At 47.0% G+C, this 19520-nt stretch carries 16 protein-coding genes and 1 pseudogene; 4 read left to right on the top strand and 13 right to left on the bottom strand.

Translation table 11 applies throughout. The features are described 5' to 3' along the window. Positions 1-10: 10 nt before the first annotated feature. The 5 genes from MHH60_RS29430 to MHH60_RS29410 all read right to left on the bottom strand — a co-directional run bounded on the left by MHH60_RS29430 (position 11) and on the right by MHH60_RS29410 (position 4674). Positions 11-895, bottom strand: a complete 885-nt coding sequence (locus tag MHH60_RS29430) for an inositol monophosphatase family protein (RefSeq protein WP_036679857.1) — start codon at positions 893-895, stop codon at positions 11-13. A 268-nt stretch (positions 896-1163) separates the two neighbouring features. Continuing rightward, entirely contained in the window at positions 1164-2171 is a 1008-nt protein-coding gene (uvsE, locus tag MHH60_RS29425; protein WP_076138420.1) for a UV DNA damage repair endonuclease UvsE, read from the bottom strand. After that, entirely contained in the window at positions 2168-2485 is a 318-nt protein-coding gene (locus MHH60_RS29420) for a hypothetical protein (protein ID WP_036679853.1), read from the bottom strand. Before MHH60_RS29420 ends, uvsE begins: the two co-directional genes overlap by 4 nt. Before the next feature lie 45 nt (positions 2486-2530). Continuing rightward, positions 2531-3622 carry a D-alanine--D-alanine ligase gene (locus tag MHH60_RS29415; RefSeq protein ID WP_076138419.1) on the bottom strand — a complete coding sequence of 364 codons (1092 nt, stop codon included), beginning with the start codon at positions 3620-3622 and terminating at the stop codon, positions 2531-2533. 20 nt (positions 3623-3642) lie between these two features. Further along, positions 3643-4674 (bottom strand): amidase domain-containing protein, encoded by a 1032-nt coding sequence (locus tag MHH60_RS29410; protein ID WP_081389169.1) that lies wholly within the window; start codon positions 4672-4674, stop codon positions 3643-3645. Between the two features lie 452 nt (positions 4675-5126). On the opposite strand from MHH60_RS29410, the gene acnA reads away from it, so the two are divergent. Further along, positions 5127-7868 carry an aconitate hydratase AcnA gene (gene acnA, locus MHH60_RS29405; RefSeq protein ID WP_038568617.1) on the top strand — a complete coding sequence of 914 codons (2742 nt, stop codon included), beginning with the start codon at positions 5127-5129 and terminating at the stop codon, positions 7866-7868. A 1361-nt stretch (positions 7869-9229) separates the two neighbouring features. On the opposite strand, the gene MHH60_RS29400 is transcribed toward acnA, so the two are convergent. Next, a complete protein-coding gene (locus tag MHH60_RS29400) occupies positions 9230-9973 on the bottom strand; it encodes an IclR family transcriptional regulator (protein WP_036676839.1) in 744 nt (247 codons plus the stop codon). A gap of 296 nt (positions 9974-10269) precedes the next feature. Here MHH60_RS29400 and MHH60_RS29395 point away from each other — a divergent pair, with 296 nt between their 5' ends. Continuing rightward, complete coding sequence (locus MHH60_RS29395; RefSeq protein ID WP_139329954.1) at positions 10270-11310, top strand: alpha/beta hydrolase; 1041 nt, start codon at positions 10270-10272, stop codon at positions 11308-11310. Here MHH60_RS29395 and MHH60_RS29390 read toward each other — a convergent pair whose 3' ends face one another. Then, a complete protein-coding gene (locus tag MHH60_RS29390; RefSeq protein WP_256715240.1) occupies positions 11311-11988 on the bottom strand; it encodes an MATE family efflux transporter in 678 nt (225 codons plus the stop codon). A gap of 400 nt (positions 11989-12388) precedes the next feature. Between MHH60_RS29390 and MHH60_RS29385 the strand changes: the two genes are divergently transcribed. Then, positions 12389-13567 (top strand): Fe-Mn family superoxide dismutase, encoded by a 1179-nt coding sequence (locus tag MHH60_RS29385; RefSeq protein WP_076138416.1) that lies wholly within the window; start codon positions 12389-12391, stop codon positions 13565-13567. A 118-nt stretch (positions 13568-13685) separates the two neighbouring features. Here MHH60_RS29385 and folE read toward each other — a convergent pair whose 3' ends face one another. The 5 genes and pseudogenes from folE to MHH60_RS29360 form a co-directional block, all read right to left on the bottom strand. Then, positions 13686-14279, bottom strand: coding sequence for a GTP cyclohydrolase I FolE (gene folE, locus MHH60_RS29380; protein ID WP_036676830.1), 594 nt, complete (start codon positions 14277-14279; stop codon positions 13686-13688). 45 nt (positions 14280-14324) lie between these two features. Further along, complete coding sequence (locus tag MHH60_RS29375) at positions 14325-14576, bottom strand: YneF family protein (RefSeq protein ID WP_036676828.1); 252 nt, start codon at positions 14574-14576, stop codon at positions 14325-14327. Between the two features lie 129 nt (positions 14577-14705). After that, positions 14706-15902, bottom strand: a pseudogene (gene queG / locus MHH60_RS29370) (tRNA epoxyqueuosine(34) reductase QueG); the annotation flags it as partial. A 35-nt stretch (positions 15903-15937) separates the two neighbouring features. Further along, positions 15938-16546 (bottom strand): signal peptidase I, encoded by a 609-nt coding sequence (gene lepB, locus MHH60_RS29365; protein WP_076138414.1) that lies wholly within the window; start codon positions 16544-16546, stop codon positions 15938-15940. Between the two features lie 191 nt (positions 16547-16737). Beyond that, positions 16738-17157, bottom strand: a complete 420-nt coding sequence (locus MHH60_RS29360) for a GNAT family N-acetyltransferase (protein ID WP_036676822.1) — start codon at positions 17155-17157, stop codon at positions 16738-16740. A gap of 482 nt (positions 17158-17639) precedes the next feature. Here MHH60_RS29360 and MHH60_RS29355 point away from each other — a divergent pair, with 482 nt between their 5' ends. Continuing rightward, positions 17640-18248 carry a superoxide dismutase gene (locus MHH60_RS29355; protein WP_076138413.1) on the top strand — a complete coding sequence of 203 codons (609 nt, stop codon included), beginning with the start codon at positions 17640-17642 and terminating at the stop codon, positions 18246-18248. Between the two features lie 899 nt (positions 18249-19147). On the opposite strand, the gene MHH60_RS29350 is transcribed toward MHH60_RS29355, so the two are convergent. Continuing rightward, positions 19148-19520, bottom strand: a 373-nt coding sequence (locus tag MHH60_RS29350) for an NUDIX domain-containing protein (protein WP_341161189.1), incomplete at its 5' end; no start/stop codon positions are given.

Here is a 19520-nt window from a genome sequence, read left to right as displayed (position 1 = left end):
ATCGTCCTCCCTAAAGCTTATATCCTGTTGCTTCAGCATTCTTCAGTGACGAAACCAAATATTCGTGAATGTGGCCATTACTTGCTACTACATGGCGTGTACCAATATCATATGAACGTCCTAAGGTATCCGTAATCTTGCCTCCTGATTCAAGTACAAGCAGTACTCCTGCTGCACAGTCCCAAGGGCTTAAGCCCACTTCCCAATAGCCATCTACCCGGCCTGCCGCCACATAAGCTAGATGTAGAGCAGCCGCGCCTCCGGCACGAATACCACGAATCTGCGGAAGAATACTTTGCAGTCCGGCCATATTCACAGGTTGTGCAAACTCACGATCCGGCGGAAAGCCCATAGCGATCAGGCTGTCCCCAAAATCAGTCTCCGTAGAGACCGAGGTAGGAACACCGTGCATGTAAGCTCCCTTTCCTTTTTCAGCGACGAACATTTCATCACGAGTCGGATCATAAATAACGCCTACTGTTAGTTCACCGCGAATCACCAATGCTATGGAGACACAGTAAAAAGGAAATCCGTGTACGAAATTAGTCGTACCATCTACAGGATCTACAATCCACAAATATTCATGCTCACGAGCTTCTTCCAATGCAGCGGTAGCCGCTGCTGCTCCCGGGGAAACCCCTTCTTCCCCGAGAATGGCATGGTCGGGAAAATGTGTCAGGATCAGCCTGCGAATCATTTGCTCAACGCCTTTATCAACTTCCGTAACCAGATCTTGTGCTGAAGTCTTTGTATTCAGCTCCTTCACGAGACCCTGTCTGCTCTTTATCCATTCTCCTGCTTTGGCAGCCGCATTAATGGCCACCGCCGTATGTCCCTTGCTTGTTACTACATAGGGTTCACGTTCATTCTTACCCTCTGGATTTAAAGGACTCATATCTTCACTCCACTTTCTTGAACATAATCGCCAATGGCTTTAATTCTAAAGCAATCCTATTCACAATACCGTGCAATACGTCAAAACGTTCCCCAAGTTCCCAAAGTTCCGCCAAAAGAGGACCCCATTCTCACCTGCGAGCATAAATGCCCTAGGTCCATATAAAGACGATAAGCGATTAAAGTTTCATTCAACGTACCCTATTTCAAGTTACATATCAAGTCATGATAGGACCCGTATTCGGGACCTATCTCCTTATTTTCATTGTTTAAGGTTCAATATTCACGCTTGCCCCATTTAATAAGGAAATTCCGTTACCAGCCTCAGCCAGCTCCTTCATAGCCTCCATCAGTCCAAATAACGCGCCATCTTTTAGTTTCGCCTCAATCATAACATCGACAGCAGGCGTATCTGCGGCGATACGTTTCAGAAAAGCCAGCAAAGGCGCAGGTTCCACGCCATCCGCATGGCTGCGCGGATCAGACGGGCTGCGCGGACTGGATACATGAATCTTAGGCGGCAAAAGCTCTCCCGAAGGAACATCCTTCTGTGCTAGCTCGCTTCGCCATGTCTGTAAAATGTCAGGCCACAGCTCCCAAGGGAGCTCTCCTTCATTATTCACCCATTGGTGGTGAATATCCAGCACCATCGGTAATCCTACGCTCTGACTGACTGCCAGTGTCTCCGGAGCTGTAAATGTCTTATCGTCATTCTCCAGCGTTATACGCTCCTGCAGCGCTGACGGCAGCGCGCGGAAATGCTCCTCGAATCGCTTCGCCGCTACAGGCTTGTCCCCATAAGCTCCGCCAATATGGATATTGTTCTTCGCCATGGCAGGAAGCCCCATAGCAACCAGCATGTCCACATGGTACTGCAAATCCCGTACGGAGTTTATCAGCACCTCCGGACGGGGTGTACTAAGTACTGTAAAGTGATCTGGATGAAAAGAAACACGCAGCCCGTGCTTTTTCACATATTGGCCCACTTCCGCAAATTCCTCGGCGAGCGCCGCAAACGGATTCCAGTCCTGCAAATCCGGATGCGTCGCCAGAGGAATGATTTTGGAAGTGAGGCGGTACACCATGATGTCCGAAGCCACATTATGCTTCATCAACCGCAGCGTATTATGCAGATTCATTCTAGCGATGTTCTCCAAACGCCGAAGTGCCGCTTCACGGTCATCCAGCTTCTTAAAAGAGGCCATCGTCATTGTCTTAGATGGGGAGCAGTCTTTGATAACGGTGGACATCGCTACATATCCGAAGCGGACAATCATCCCTGTGCTCCAAAAAACATTTCCTCAGCTAAAGCCGTCTGCACTCTGGACTCTTCTTCATTCAGCTTACGCACAAGCTCCATCTCTACCGCGGTAACCTCATGTCCTTGAAAATTAATCTCTGCAATCGAGGCTGAAATTTTGACAATGGCTACAGCTACGTTCTCAGGGGTGTAAGCAATAACCTTTTGACCCGTTGGATACACACGAAAGCCTTGCTTCACCATTTTGGTGCGCCCATATTCCAGCAGCTCGTACAGCTCTTGTTCACTCTTGAATTTGCAGACGGAGTTGAATTCTGTTTGAAAACCCATGTTTCTTCTCTCCTTCCAGTCGGGATATTCCCGCTATAGCTTCTATTACTCGTTGTCGTACTTAAGACCTTGTTTAAAATTATAGCGCTCCAAGGCTAACTCAATCATTCGGTCTAACAGAGCTCTATAAGATACACCCGTCTCACGCCACAATAGCGGATACATGCTGTAAGGAGTGAAACCAGGCATCGTGTTCACTTCGTTAATTAGAATTTTACCATCCGATTTCCGCAAGAAGAAGTCTGCCCGGGTAATTCCACTGCCCTCAATCGCTCGAAAAGCAACTATCGCGGACTCCCGCAAACGATCGGCCACTTCAGAATCCACTGGTGCAGGAATCATCATTTGCGATTTGCCGTCCGTATATTTGGCTGCGTAATCATAATATTCACCAGAAGAAACGATTTCACCCGGAACAGAGGCTTCTGGTTCATCATTTCCAAGCACGCCAACCTCTACCTCACGCGCATCCACAAACTCCTCAATAATAACTTTGGTATCATAGCGGAAAGCAAAATCAATGGCTTTTACAAGACTATCCTTATCTGCAGCCTTAGAAATACCTACACTTGAGCCTAGATTGGCAGGCTTCACGAATACCGGATACCCCAGTTTATCCTCTACACCAACAATCAACTCATGACGTTTTCTTTTCCAAGCGCTGATGTTGAAATAACAAAACTCGCATTGATCCAGACCGGCATCAGCGAACAGCTTCTTCATGACCACCTTATCCATACCTGCCGAAGAGGCAAGAACACCAGCACCGATGTAAGGAATATTCGCCATTTCGAACAACCCTTGAATCGTTCCGTCCTCACCATACGTGCCGTGCAGCAGCGGGAACATTACGTCCACCGTTTGGTCAGCACCGGATAATCCACTAAATACCACGTTCAGGGCTGTGCCCATATCTTCGGTCGCTTCTGCAAGCTTGAGCTGCTCCACATGGCTGTAAGGCGCTGATAACTTCTCTCCAACCTTCCACAATCCCTGTTTTGAAATGTAAAAAGGTATAATCTCATATTTATCATAATCAAATGAGTTCATCACGGCAAAAGCCGTCTGTAGCGATACCTCATGTTCTCCTGATTTGCCCCCGTACACTAGCCCTACGGTTAGTTTTGCGTTCCCCATTCCCTTAACCTCTTTCTGTACTATAAGTAGTCGTTAATATGAAAAAAACGGTATTTCGTTTGATCAGTCCATGCGTAGGAATCACGATAGTCCCAATAGCGATGACGGCTGCTAACGGTACGTGCATTCACAAGCGGCATACCTCCTGCATCAAAAGCTGTGACGATTGTGCTGTGCTGATACTGCCCGTTGCCATCCCAGTCATATTGAATGATATCGCCCAGCATCAATTGCTCCGGCCGCTCCATGACTTCCGCACGCAAGCCACTGCTCCGACTTCCGCTCAAATAGCGTTGCAGACTGTCTGATACAGCCCAGCTATAGCTCCACCATTCTTGTTTGCCTTGGTAACCTTTGTACCACCAGCCCGTTTCTCTTTTACCAGTATAGTTGATAGGTGCCCCCCCTGCAAAGAGACATTGGGAGACATAATTTGTGCAGTCCACCTCGAAGGTTTCGAACTCCGGATTGCCGTCTTTCCACCAGCGGTCGGCATACGCCACAGCTTCTTCACGGTTATAACGAACCTCTCTTGAACCCGCAATTTCTCCGAGAACATTCCGGTTTAGCAGGGGCTGTGATGGCAGCGGTGCCGGCAAAGCCTCTCCCCATTTGGATAGTCTGCCCGATAGCTCTACCTCTGCCCGATGAACCGTATTTCTTTCAGGAACACTTCGTTCCACACCAGCAATCTCCCAGCCCCCACCGTCCCGCACAAAGGTCAGCCGCTCCAGCTCGATAATATCCTCGCGGTGGTTAACGCCGCCTTTTTCATAATAAAGCGCACTATGCAGTGTAACCTCTGCTACTACCTCGGTCGGAGTCTGCCGGACGGTCCGCAAAGTCTTAACCCCTGTCTCTCCGCGCAAAGGAGTTATCCCACGTTCTTTATACCACTCAGCAAGACGTCTTGAACGCTCCCCTTGTTCTACCAGAAAACGCGGATCCTTAACGGACACGGAAACGCTATGCGATGATGACTTAGGCTCCACCCTGGCCTTATTCACTTGATCAACATATACATAAAGACTTTGCTTCCATTGTTGTTCCATTATACTCGCGCCCCTTCTTTCCCTTTTAACTGCTGTTCTATGTATATGAAAGGAAACAGGCCGCTATACAGATCGGTTGAATAGTTAAGGATGTTTCAAGCAAAAACTCTACCCCCAAGTACGACATCTCAATCAAACATCGACAACGAGGACCTTATCACCTAATAACTGAGGAAGAGAAATTCTGCCTGCATTTCCCCTAATAAATAAGTAAAACCAAGGATTCCGGTGAATTCCTTCGTATGATCTCCTTTTCATGGCTTTTTTGAGGTAAAAAGAATATCCCGAAACGATACAATATAACAATGAAAGGGTAGCTTGGCATTTTCTCAGGCATAATTCGGGCTTTAGATGTAGGAAAAAAAACTTTACTCCCCACTTTGTAACCGTTATAATTAAGCTAGAAGCAATTTGAAATTGGGTTTCATTAGACGAAACAAGGAGGCGCATATATGCCAAGCAAGGATCATTTTTCATTGGCTCGGACCCTGGAATCAGGCGGCAAATCTTATCGCTATTATGATCTGAAGTCCCTCGAGGAACAAGGATTGGGCTCTATTTCTTCCCTGCCTTTTTCGATCAAAGTCCTACTAGAGGCTGCTGTACGTCAGTTTGACGGACGGGCAATTACTGAAGAACATGTGAAACAACTGGCCGATTGGTCAGGTGACATTGACCGTAATAAAGAAATTCCATTTATCCCTGCTCGTATCGTACTTCAGGATTTCACCGGAGTTCCGGTAGTCGTGGATCTCGCAGCTATGCGTGATACTGTTAAAAAAGCCGGAGGAGATCCTAAACAGATCAATCCGCTTGTCCCGGTTGACCTTGTAATTGACCACTCTGTCATGGTTGATGCTTTCGGTACAGCAGACGCCTTGGAATACAATATGAACGTTGAGTTCGAACGCAACGAGGAGCGTTACCGTTTCCTTCGTTGGGCACAGACAGCTTTTAACAACTTCCGTGCAGTTCCACCAGCAACAGGTATCGTGCACCAGGTAAATCTAGAGTATTTAGCTTCTGTTGCCACTACTAAAACTATCGATGGTGAAACTGTCGTTTATCCAGATTCTCTTGTAGGAACGGATTCCCATACCACGATGATCAATGGTCTTGGTGTTGTGGGCTGGGGTGTAGGCGGTATTGAGGCTGAAGCAGGAATGCTTGGACAACCGCTCTATTTTGTTACACCTGATGTAGTGGGCTTCAAGCTTACAGGCAGCCTTATCGAAGGAGCTACAGCAACGGATTTGGCATTGACAGTAACTGAAATGTTGCGTAAAAAGGGCGTAGTCGGCAAATTCGTCGAATTCTACGGACCTGGTCTTGCTAACATCAGTCTGGCTGACCGGGCAACTGTTGCCAACATGGCGCCAGAATACGGAGCAACTATCGGTTTCTTCCCTGTAGATGACGAGACACTCGCTTATCTTCGCAGCACGGGTCGTCCGGATGATCTGGTAGCGTTGGTTGAATCTTATTACAAAGCACAAGGGATGTTCCGTACCTCGGATACGCCAGACCCTGAGTTCAGCGATGTGATTGAGCTTGACTTAGCTTCTGTCGTTCCTAGCTTGGCTGGACCAAAACGTCCGCAAGACCGGATCGAACTTACGCATATGAAGGAAAATTTCGAAGGTATTATCCGTACACCTGTAGACAAAGGCGGTTATGGTCTCAGCGATGAGAAAATCGCTCAAGTCGTAGAAGTACAACACAAAAATGATACTACTAGCAAGCTCAGCACAGGCGCAGTCGTAATCGCAGCTATTACTAGCTGTACGAATACTTCCAACCCTAGCGTTATGCTTGGAGCAGGTCTTTTGGCGAAAAAAGCTGTGGAACGCGGCCTGACCAAACCAGCTTACGTTAAGAGCAGCTTGACTCCAGGATCCTTGGTCGTTACTGAATACCTGCAAAAAGCAGACTTGCTGAAGCCGCTCGAAGCACTGGGCTTCTACTTGGCTGGTTATGGCTGTGCCACTTGTATCGGTAACTCCGGTCCATTGCCTGAAGAAGTTAGTCAAGCCATTACTGATAATGACATGACCGTAGCCGCAGTCATCTCCGGTAACCGGAACTTTGAAGGCCGCGTACATGCTCAGGTAAAAGCAAACTACTTGGCTTCACCGCCGCTCGTAGTTGCTTACGCACTGGCTGGTACAGTAAATATCGATTTGCAGACTGAGCCACTTGGATTTGATCCACAAGGTGAGCCAGTATTCCTGAAAGATATCTGGCCAACCACTGCTGAAATTCGTGAAGCCATTGGTCTCTCCCTTAGTCCGGAGATGTTCCGTAGCAAATACGAAAATGTATTCACCGCTAACGAACGTTGGAATTCGATTCCTGTTCCGCAAGGCGAACTGTATGAGTGGGATGATAATTCCACGTACATCCAGAATCCGCCATTCTTCGAACATCTGGCAGACGGTCTGGGAGACATCAAGGATATCAAAGATGCACGCGTTCTAGCGCTGCTTGCTGATTCCGTGACAACCGACCATATCTCACCAGCGGGTAATATCTCTACCTCTGGTCCTGCTGGCGAATATTTGCGCGATCATGGTGTAGAACGTGCAGACTTCAACTCCTACGGCTCACGCCGCGGAAACCACGAAGTCATGATGCGCGGTACGTTCGCTAACATTCGGATTCGTAACGCAGTAGCTCCTGGTACAGAAGGCGGCGTTACTACCTTCTTGCCAAGCGACGAGGTTATGTCCATCTATGATGCTTCCATGCTCTATCAGGATGCTGGACAAAATCTGATCGTCATCGCTGGTAAGGAGTACGGTACAGGAAGCTCACGTGACTGGGCAGCTAAGGGTACGCTTCTGCTTGGCGTTAAAGCAGTTATCGCTGAAAGCTTTGAGCGGATTCACCGCAGCAATCTGGTCGGTATGGGTGTACTCCCACTTCAATTCCAAGAAGGCCACGGCTGGAGCAGCTTGGGACTGACCGGACGCGAGACCTTCAACATTACTGGTCTCGATAACAACGTGGCACCAAGTCAAGAGCTAACTGTCACGGCTACCCGTGAAGACGGCACACAATTTGATTTCCCTGTCATTGCAAGACTCGACAGCACAGTCGATATTGATTACTATCGCAACGGCGGTATCCTGCAGACTGTTCTTCGCCAGATGCTGGCAGATGCTACAGACTCTTCCGCGGTGTCGGTAGAATAGATTTAAAGTAACTTAAAAAGGGACTGTTTCACGGCCATGCGTGGCTGTGAGCAGTCCCTTTTTTATGGGGTGGTTCCAGCAGCCAATTTGTGGCGGGTGGGGTGCCTCTGACTGTTGAAACGTTCACTATTGTTGCGTGAGCCTCAGGGGACGCCTAGGATTCCAGCGCGTTCGGACTCAGATGACACTATACGCTCGATTATCCGACTTTTGGCGTGCGATCGGACTCCATAGTCGCTATTGGCATGAAAAACGCGCTAAAGGTGCTCGTTTTAGTCGAATAGCTGCACTGGGGTCCGAAGCTATGCCAAACTGGCTTTAAATTCGCAAATAGCGTCCCCTGAGTCCGCACGCCTCAAGGGACGCTTAGGATTCAGCGCTATCGGACCCAGATGACCCTATACGCTCGATTATCCGACTTTTGGCGTGCGATCGGACTCCATAGTCGCTATTGGCATAAAAAACGCGCTAAAGGTGCTCGTTTTAGTCGAATAGCTGCAATGGGGTCCGAAGCTATGCCAAACTGGCTTTAAATTCGCAAATAGCGTCCTTTGAGTCCGAAAGCCCCAGGGGACGCTTAGAATTCCGCGCTATCGGACCCAGATGACCCTATACGCTCGATTATCCGACTTTTGGCGTGCGATCGGACTCCATAGTCGCTATCGGCATAAAAAACGCGCTAAAGGAGCTCGTTTTAGTCGAATAGCTGCAACGGGGTCCGAAACTCTGCCAAAATGGCTGTAAATCCGCAAATAGCGTCTTCTGAGTCCGAAATCCTCAGGGACATCTAAATAACAACCCGAGATTACTTGTGTACGAGTTATGAGATACGTGAGTTCGTGGGTTCGTGGGTTCGTGGGTTTGCACGTTCGCGGCTTAGTGTGTTCCTAGGTTCGCGGATTTGCACGTTCGCGGGTTCCTGGGTTCCTGGGTTCCTGGGTTCCTGGGTTCGTGCATTCGTGGATTCTAGCCTCCCCTCTCTATGGCTCTGCCTTCCCGCCTATCTAGACTCTGGGTTCTAACTCTCGAGACTCAGCATTACGAGTTACTGAGGATTCCAAAGAAACGTATATTCACTGAAGCTCACCAAACCAACGCAAGGTGGGGGAGCCGTTAGCCATTAGCTAGCCGTCAGTTAGCTGTTAATTACCCATCAGTTAGCCGTCATTCACTCATCAGTCACTCATCAGTCACTCATCAGTTACCTTCAGTTACCCATCAGCCCGTCAGTTACCCATCGTTTCCTGCCACTTACCCACAATCGGCTAAGCATCTCTCCCCAAAAACAGCAAAGCAGCGATCCTCCAGTAACGGAGAAATCGCTGCTTTGCTATTTAACAAGGTATGTCTCAGCCAGCGAATTAAGGAATCATCATGCCCATTTCACTAGCCGCTTCCTTCAATACCGCGGCATATTCCACTAGCGTATCTCGGGATAGGCGACTAACTGGGCCGGACAATGATAACGCCGCGATCACATTTCCACTGCGGCCCGTAACAGGCACCGCCACCGCGGCCGCGCCGGGCTCGCGTTCCTCAAAACTGGTGGCATATCCGAGTCGGATAATGTCATTAAGCTGCTCTTGATAGACATCCTTCTCAACGTAGTCCGGCCATCCGGAACTCTCCAGCAATTCTTTCAGCACCTCTGGAGGAGCATAAGCTGCCAACACTTTGCTTGATGCGCCTACAGATAAAGGCAATCTCGCACCGATCTGCGCCACTCGCCGGATGGCCTGCTGGCTCTGAACCGCCTGAATCCGCACACGTTCTATTCCGTCGCGTAAGTATAAACTAACAGTCTCCCCTAGCCGATCGCGCAGCCGTTCCATTGACGGCAATAATACCGCTGCCGACTCATCAAAAGCAGGCAAATGCGTAGACAATTCCCAAATTCGTATACCCAGGCTGTATTTCTCAGTGGCCGGATTACGAATGAGGAAGCCCTTTTCCTCCAAGGTTGCCAGCAGCCGATGGACGGTACTTTTATGTAAATCAATCTTTGAAGCGATCTCCGTCAACCCTAAATCTCTGTCCTGGGTAAAACAAAGCAATATATCAAGCGCACGCTCTACCGCACGCACTGTAAGCTTTCGGTCCTCCATGACAATCTCCCCCTCGTGTTTCATCAAATGAAACTCGGTTACATTATAACTAACTCTATCTTAGTGCAAAACTCTATGGAAAGTCCAGTATATTCACTCCACCGGAGTTGTGCCAAAAATGTGCCGGAAAAGGTTGGGCCGCACTTTACAGTTACATTACAAAAGCGTCTAATTCATTGACTTTGTAAGGGCTTTTTCATACGATTAACATATTAAATTATCTACTGATGCTTTAGAATCATTTTTACAAATTCTTCTAGGCACTAGTACTCACATCATTCTTAGGAGGGGACCATATGGATCTGGCAACTCGCCAAACCGGCACAACCGTCTCCCGTCGACCTAAACTACCTAAACAAGGCAGTTCGTCCCGGCTATCACTGCGGATGATTCGTGTGAAGCATATTATCGTTGCACTGCTATTATCTATTTTTTTCTTTTTAGCCTTCTGCTTTGTCTCACTTCATGGCTATATCGCCTGGGTATTATCTAATCCAACGGTCGCACCTCTGTATTCCAATCCCATGCAGGCCAAAGGTCTCGCATACGAGGATGTGACGTTTCCAGCTAAAGATGGTAGTCGGATGATGAGCGGTTGGTATATTCCCTCGGAAGGGGCTACCAAAACTATCGTGTTCAGCCATGGCTATGGCGCCAACCGGGAAGAATCTTGGGTACCTATGTACGATCTCGCTCACTATGCACACAGTCTGAATTTCAATGTCGTGATGTTTGATTACGGCTTTGCTGCCCAAGGCAACAAGGATATTGCAACCGGAGGTAAAAAAGAATCCCAGCAGCTTCTAGGCGCTATTGATTTTGCTAAGGAACGTGGAGCTGAGGAATTAGTGGTATGGGGCTTCTCTATGGGAGCAGGCACAGCACTGCAAACAGGATTAGTATCAGAGGACATTGACGCGATGATTCTGGACAGCACCTTTTTGTTAGAGCCAGATACGCTGTATCATAATATTAAGCAAAATATTGATCTGCCCCGCCAGCCTTCCTTGGCGATTATGGAAATGCTGTTCCCAGTTCTGAACGGTACGGGGCTGAATCAAATTCCTTATGCGAAGGTCAAATCCGAAGATTATCCTTTCCCTATTCTACTCATGCATGGAACCGAAGATGATAAGGCTCCTTATCCTATTGCTGAAAAGCTGGCCGCGAACCAAAGCAATCCGTTCTCAGATTCCTGGGTCGTAGAGGGCAGCCATCATGAATTGCTATTCCGTGAGCACCCGCGTGAGTATTTGCGGCGAGTCTCTGCTTTCTTAGGAAATGTTCAACTAGCCAAAACCTACAATGGCAACCAGCCGGCGATGGCAAGTAACTAGTTAAGCACTACAATCCGCCTCTGTCCCCTGATGGGTCAGCTGCTTCAACCATTTACCACGGCGAATACGCATGTAACCTATAACCAATCGAACGGCCTCTTCCAGGGACAGAAAGAAGTATACCCAGGGAAGAGGCTGTTTCCATCCCCATGACAACAGTAGCCCTAGAGGCACCCCAAGCAACCAAGTTGTGGAGGCTTCCATAATAAAGACGAATTTACTATCACCACTACTCTGCAGGATCCCTCCCGCAATCATTATATTACCTACCTTTATCCATAAAAAAAGAGCGAAAAAGCAGATAACGGAAGTTGCCATTCGGCGTTCTTCCACTGTTAAGTTAAAGGCGGAGACGTAGAGCGGGGCTAGAACAGCAATAAAAACACCAAGCAGCAATGAAATCCCTGCTCCTATTCGAACAAAAAAACAAGCATACTGAAAAGCACCGGCATTATTATTCTCTCCCAGCTTATGTCCGAACATAATACCAGCTGCACCAGAGAGTCCTGCCAGAAGCCCAATCGTCAACCCCTGCAGCGGAAAGGTCACTGTCATAGCAGTCATCTCTTCTGTGCCCATACGGCTATATATTACGGAATAACAAGCTTCACCTAAGACCCAAACCAATTCCGTTAAAACAATAGGCGCTATTGTTCTTAAAAAGGGTATGCACAGCACTTCAGAAAACGAACTTAGTTCCTTAATACCTCCGGCACCCGGCAGCTTTCCACGATATACGGCTCCGACAATCAAGGCACTTTGGATATCGGAACCGCTAATTTTAACAGCTGATTATAAAATTGATTTTTCTCAAGCTTGTTCATACCCTCATCTCATTTCTCAAATTTTTTCTACTACCCCAAAGGATTTCATTAATCGGTCCACACGACAAAAAAGGCACACCCTCCTTTTCGCGAGGTTGTACCTTTCGGTATCATTTCCTTTATTTCCCTGTATTATTTCACCCTATCAAACGATTGTCGACGATATTATTATTGCGTTCTTATGCTCTTCATAAGCTATCATGAGCCCACATATAATGGACTGATGAAGACATATCACGGGAGGTTTTCTTGGAATGTTATATGTATACGGGCCGATGCTGCCAGTACGTATTTTAGAAGAAATCGTATTCTGGAAAACACAAGAGAAAGAGCATACCGAGGTTATCAAAGCAATCGTACCTAACCTGGAGGAGCCCTATGTAAAGCTGCTGGATGAATGGGCGGTGGTCTTCGGTGCCACAGAGATGGCCGCTCAGCAGTTATTGAATTCTGCCCTCTCTGCTTCTCCACCAAGTCAGGCTGAACTCACTGCGGAAACGGAAAAGCTGCTGCACATCTCCTGTACCCAATCCCAAGAATTTGTTCGGCAGCTTTTTGCCATCATGGAAAGCAGCGCAGCCGTCAAAGCCGTCCCCCTTGCTACCACTGTGATCCTGCATATTATTCGCGAATCAGAGTATTTCCTTGCCGTACTACACACTTTGAGCTCGCCCGGACAGCTCACGCAAATTATGAGAGATTATACAGCAGCCGACTATGTCGTAAGAACAGAAGAGGACAATGTCACGCGGAATGAGGGACTTATTCCTTCTACAGATACTATCCTTGATATTCGTGAAATGAGTGCTGTGCCAATTGGCGGGCATACACTGCCTCCATTGCCTTATGCTTATAATGCGCTGGAACCATACATCGATGAGAAAACCATGCGGATTCATCACGATAAACACCATCAAAGTTATGTAGATGGACTAAACAAAGCGGAAAACAAGCTGGCCGAGGCTCGCAAAAAAGGAGATTTCGATCTCGTTAAGCATTGGGAGCGGGAGCTAGCCTTTAATGGGGCAGGCCACTATCTCCATACAATCTTCTGGAACGTAATGTCTCCACAAGGTGGCGGGCGTCCAACTGGAGCCTTACTGGAAGCCATTGAACAAAGCTTCGGCAGCTATGACAGCTTTAAGAAACAGTTCACAGAAGCTGCGAATAAGGTTGAAGGTGGTGGCTGGGCTATTCTCGTCTGGAGTCCACGCAGTCATAGACTGGAGATTTTGACTGCGGAGAAACATCAGAACCTGTCACAATGGGACGTGGTTCCGTTACTGGCTCTGGATGTATGGGAGCATGCTTATTACCTTAAACATCAGAATAATCGGGCCGATTATATTGAGGATTGGTGGAAGGTCGTTAACTGGCCTTACGTCTCAGAACGTTATGCTGCTGCCAGTAAACTGGCCTGGAAGCCCTTTTGATATTATTTCAATTCACAGTGAACATCACTCTTATTCCCACACCCTGACCAAAAAGGACCCATCATTCACATTACGTGAACGATGGGTCCTTTCAATTTCGAGGTATGCACCCCGATATTTATTCCTTAATCAAGCTTAGAAACTCCGCACGAGCGGCGGCATCCTCACGGAAGACCCCTCTAGTAGCCATAGTTACCGTTTTGCTGCCTGGCTTCTTCACTCCACGTGCACACATACACAGATGCTCTCCCTCCACAACGACCATAACACCGTGGGGGCCTAACACCTCCGTCATAATATCAGCAATTTGCGCCGTAATGCGCTCTTGAACCTGTAGACGCCGGCTTACTGCTTCAACAAGCCGAGCTAATTTGCTGAGGCCAGCAATACGTCCGCTCGGAATGTATCCTATATGCACTTTACCAAAGAAAGGAGCCATGTGGTGTTCACATTGGCTGTAATAGACGATATCCTTAACGATCACTAGCTCTTCATGAGACTCATCAAAAGTAACGCCGAGCGCCTCGCGGGGATCTATCGAATAACCGCCGAATATCTCCTCGTACATCCGCGTAACACGTGCCGGTGTTTCCAGCAGTCCCTCGCGGCCGGTATCTTCACCGATTAATTCTAATATTTTCTCAACGTGATACTCGATTTGCTCACGGTTCTCTGCAACTTTACCGTTCACATATTCCTTGATGTTCCCCATGATGTCTCCCCCTTCCGCACCCGTATACATGTTATCCGGACCCGGTTACTTACTTCTACGTTTATTCCCTTTAGCTGCTCCTGGGCGCGCACCTGGCTGTCCCTGAGTCTTCATCATTTGCTGGGCACGCTGCATTTGCTTCCCGTTCAGGTTATAACCCATTTGCTTTGCAACCTTTTGCAGCATTTCAGGATCATTCTGCATGTTTGTCATTTGTTTGCGCAGATAATATACACCGATGAAAAAACCACCGATGAGACCTACGACCAATGTAATAATAGGTAATGCGATACTCATCTAAAGCCCACCTCTACACTCTATTGTCTGCATCGCCATATGGCACGCGAATCTATCATAGCATTTCAGGAACTGGACAGCAATTGGCAATATGCAACCTGTCTATGAACTTTTTCCTCCATTAATATCGCTGTCCTCCCGTGCCTTCTTCCCGGTAAGGAGCACATCCTGCGCCCGGCTTAGCATTTCCCTCACCGTGCCATCCTCCTCGCGCTCTAAACCCGCTTCTACAGCCGCTAGAGCCTCATCACCGCCAATACGTCCAAGCGCCCAAGCAGCAGTGCCCCGCATCTCTGGCCGCGGCTCTTTCAGAACAATTTCTGATAGCTTTGGCACAGCCCCGGCTTCCTTGAAATTGCCTAGGGCAATGATCGCATTTCGCTGCATCGGCTTTTTACCTCTCCAGGCTGCTGAGCTATTGCCGAATTTCTCTTTGAACTCACGATTGCTCAGATCAAGGATCGGCAGCAGCAGCGGCTTCACGATTTCAGGATCAGGTTGCATCTGAGGGCGATGATTCCAGTTCTTACCTCTATTCTTGGGACATACAATCTGGCAAGTATCACAGCCGTATAGACGGTTGCCGATCTTGGTCATATACTCCTCGCTGAGGAACCCTTTAGTTTGCGTCAAAAAAGAAATACAAGCCTGTGCGTTAAGCTGACCCGGACCCACCAGCGCTCCGGTAGGGCAAGCATCAATACACTTAGTACACTCCCCGCAGCCTTCTTCAACAGGTTCATCCGGAGCAAAAGGAATGTTGGTAACCATTTCCCCAAGATAAATCCATGATCCCCATTTGGGCGAGATAATAGAACAGTTTTTGCCGCTAAAGCCTATTCCCGCTCTTTCCGCTACCGCTCTATCTACTAGAACACCGGTGTCCACCATACTTTCCAGCACAGCCTCCGGTACACGTTCGTGAATAAATTCCTCTAGCTTACTTAAGGCTTCCCTCAGCACATGGTGATAATCCCTGCCCCAAGATGCCCGAGCGAGGATGCCTCTACGTGCACCCGGCTCAGATTTAGGAGGGTTCTCCATTTTAGAAGGGTATGCCACTGCAATCGAAATAATAGATAACGGCTTGTCTCCAGAAGACAATGCTGGAACTGTCCTTTTATCCAGATCGGGTTCCTCGAAGCCAGATTCATATCCTTTGTCCCGGTGGTCTTGCAGTATATTTTTTAAATATAAAAAAGGTTCTGCTGTTGTAAACCCGATATCATCAATACCGAGTGATGTCGCAGCCTCCTGAATCTCCGCTTTAAGCTGTGCCCACTTGGAAGGCGGGGGAGCATACGATGACTGAAATGTATTGGTCATTTCCGCCTTCTCCTTTCATATCTTCGCTGACTTTCTTATAATCTATTCAGTTTTGACAGAGGCCACCATATATAATCAGCCCTGCCGACAATCATATCCTGTGAAATAGAGCCGAAGTAACGGCTGTCCTTGCTGGCTGAAGCATGACGGTTATCGCCCATTACAAAATAATTGCCATTTTCCACGGTTAACGCTGCAAAATCCGGATCTTCAATCTCAGTATCGATATAGGGCTCATTCACTATTTTTCCATTTACGTATAACTGATGATTCCGTACCTCTATGATATCTCCAGGTATGCCAATCACTCGCTTCACTAAATACTCCTTATGGCTAGGTCCGGTACTTGGATCATGAAGAATGACAACATCACCATGTTTTGGATTTACGAACAGCAATGAAATTTTATTAATGAAGAGTCTCTCACCTTCCCAGAGCGTTGGCTGCATAGACTGACCTTTAACCGTTGATATATTGAACACAAAAACATTAAGAACAGACATCACAACAAAAACAATCACAGCTGTAAGCAGCCAATCCTTCATTTCCGAGACCAAACGACCGCCCAGGGTAGTCTTGGATCTGGAGGATCTATGTCTTTGTTTCCTATTTCTCGTGTAATCTACTTGGGGCTCCTGATTCAATATGTCACCTCTTATTCTCAATAATTGAAGTTTATACTTGCAGATATTATAACAATAAAAAAGCATATCTCCCAGCCATTAGCAATGGACTTCTGGGAAATACGCTCGAGTATGAATGAAACAGACTATATCGTCAGCTATAGTTCTTTTTTCTAGAAAATGTTTCCGCTTTCGCAGCTGAGTGATCAAAATTACCCAACAATGCTCAGCTTCCGGACAGATTTGAAGATTTGATTCTCGCTATATCCCATAGCTTCATACAATGGCAAAGCAAAAGAATTATGCTCATCGACGGCTACATAGATACCACTGACTTTACGAGCTTGAAACCTGGATTCCATAGCCGATACCAGACTTCTGCCGACTCCTCTGCGGCGATAATCAGGATGTACAGCAATCCGGAAATAACAACCGTGGTTTTTCTCAATCGTACCAATCAGTGCTCCAACAATTTCTTCTTCATCTTCCGCAACTACAATGAGATCTGAATCCCAAGAAAGCTGCCTGGAGAAAGGCTCGATAGTGTTCTCGAAACACTCTTCCGATAATGCGGTTTGCAGCAAATCAGTCACAGGGCTAACGTCGCTTAATTGAAAGGAACGAACGTGCATTCTTTAAAATCTCCCTTGTCTATGGCTTATGAATTTAACAAAAAGAAGGGGTTCCCTTAACATAGAGAAAATAAAAAAAAGCATCAAATACCGAGGAATACCTGCTTTTAAATCTATTAAAGCACACTTTTCTCGTGATATCATCATTTTTCTTTTGAAAGCGCTTAATATCAAGCGTTTACATTTTGAGCTGGGTTCATTTCTTCATTAAAAGGGTATTAATAAGGATATATGTCTATAGATTGGGGACTATTTATTTTAACATTCTAAATACAATTGTAAAACCCATTCCCTCTCCAATTATACTTTATAAACATTTATGTTTGTTTAGTGTTGCATTATTGGTCTAGATACGGTTTAATTAAAGTATCCTATCGGGCGAAACCCTATAGTACATATTTACAATAAAGGATTTTGACGTTAGTTCGCCAGAATTCTTTATCAATAACAAAATTCTAATATAACTCAGGAGGGATTTTTCCATGGCATTTCAATTACCGGCACTTCCTTATCCGAACAACGCACTCGAACCACACATCGACGCATTGACGATGGAAATTCACCATGACAGACACCATAACACATATGTAACTAATCTGAATGCAGCTTTGGAAAAAGCACCTGAATTGCAAAGCAAAAGCATTGAAGAGCTTCTTACAGATCTGAACGCTGTACCTGAAGCTATCCGTACTGCTGTTCGCAACAATGGTGGCGGACACGCTAACCACACTTTGTTCTGGGAAGTTATCGGACCAAACGGCGGCGGCGCACCAACTGGCGCATTGGCTGAAGCTATTGATAAAGAACTGGGCGGATTCGAAAAATTCAAAGAAGATTTCGCAGCAGCAGCAACTACTCGTTTCGGCAGCGGCTGGGCTTGGCTAGTTGTTAAAGATGGCAAACTGGCAGTAACAAGCACACCTAACCAAGACAACCCAATCAGCGAAGGCGCTACTCCAATCCTCGGACTGGATGTATGGGAGCACGCTTACTACCTGAACTACCAAAACAAACGCCCTGATTACATCAAAGCGTTCTGGAACGTAGTAAACTGGGAAGAAGTTGGCAAACGTTACGCAAGCGCAAAATAAGAAATTCCATTTGGCTTATGCCATTTAACTAAAAAAGAAGGTATCTCAGAGCCGAATAGGCTAAGGGATACCTTCTTTGTTTAGGTTGGAGATATAGAGAGATAAAGATAAAGATTGATTGATTGATTGATTGATTGATTGATTGATTGATTGATTGAGATCCTCCCAGACAGTGCATTTCACGCCGCTTACGTCGCTTAAATGGATGCACTGGATCGGTATAGATCAGAATAGCTCGGTATAGATGAGAACAAATCGGAATAGATCGGAATAGATCGGAATAGATCGGAATAGATCGCAATAAATCTATACTCGGCTTACCAGAATCTGCGTTTGGAGTCGCTGAGCAATAGATTAGGGAATAACTCCCTGAAAATCTGCGATATACTCCATAAACACGAGTAATTAGGGAAATACTCCCTAAAAAATCATCCGTTATGGGCATAAACCCGATTTTTGCCCAATTATTAGGGAGGTTTTCCCTAAAATGATCAATTACATGCCAAATCGACCTATTTTTAGGTAATAATTCCCTAATTAAATTTCACTCACTCTCGTAGCATAGAACACCAGAAGAATTTAGTTGGAACAAGACTGAACTAGTCTGAGCCAAATAAACAAAGATTTGCTACGAAGAGACTGAAGCATACGACCCTACTTAGAGCATACGACCCTACTTAGAGCATACGACCCTACTTAGGTGCATACGACCCTACTTAGAGCATACGAAACTACTTAGAGCATACGACCCTACTTAGGTGCATACGACCCTACTTAGAGCATACGACCCTACTTAGGTGCATACGACCCTACTTAGGGCATACGACCATGCTTAGGTGCATACATCAAACTCAGGTTTTTTACAATTAGTACTTTAGCAACACAACACAGCGAATCCCCTACGGCTCTAACTTCGCCCGCTCTTCCTGCTCATCAAAATAAAGGTTCAGTAGCTTCAGAAAAACGTTAGGGAACGCATAGTTCGCCATGTCTTCGCGGCTGATCCAGCGCACAGCTCCGCCGTCCTCTGGACTAGCGGTTCCGTCCTCAAATCTCTCGATAGGCATGCTGCTGTCGATTCCTGAGAACAAGTCCGCGTCCGCGTTGTACACCGCCCGTCCTTCTGCCGCTATCGGCAGCGGAAGGGCGTCCTCTTCGCTGCAGCGGTACACCTGCAGCGTCCACACGATATGGCTGAAGATATGCTCAGCAGCCATCCAGTGCTTCTCAGGCCGGGCAGAGATCCCGGCCTCCCGCAGTGACCGGCGCAGC

Origin of the sequence: Paenibacillus sp. FSL H7-0716 (assembly GCF_038002705.1) — a bacterium.
In the GTDB taxonomy this organism is placed as follows: domain Bacteria; phylum Bacillota; class Bacilli; order Paenibacillales; family Paenibacillaceae; genus Paenibacillus_AQ; species Paenibacillus_AQ odorifer.
The sequence above is the reverse complement of the archived record's forward strand: the minus strand, read 5'-3'. Positions and strand labels throughout refer to the sequence as shown.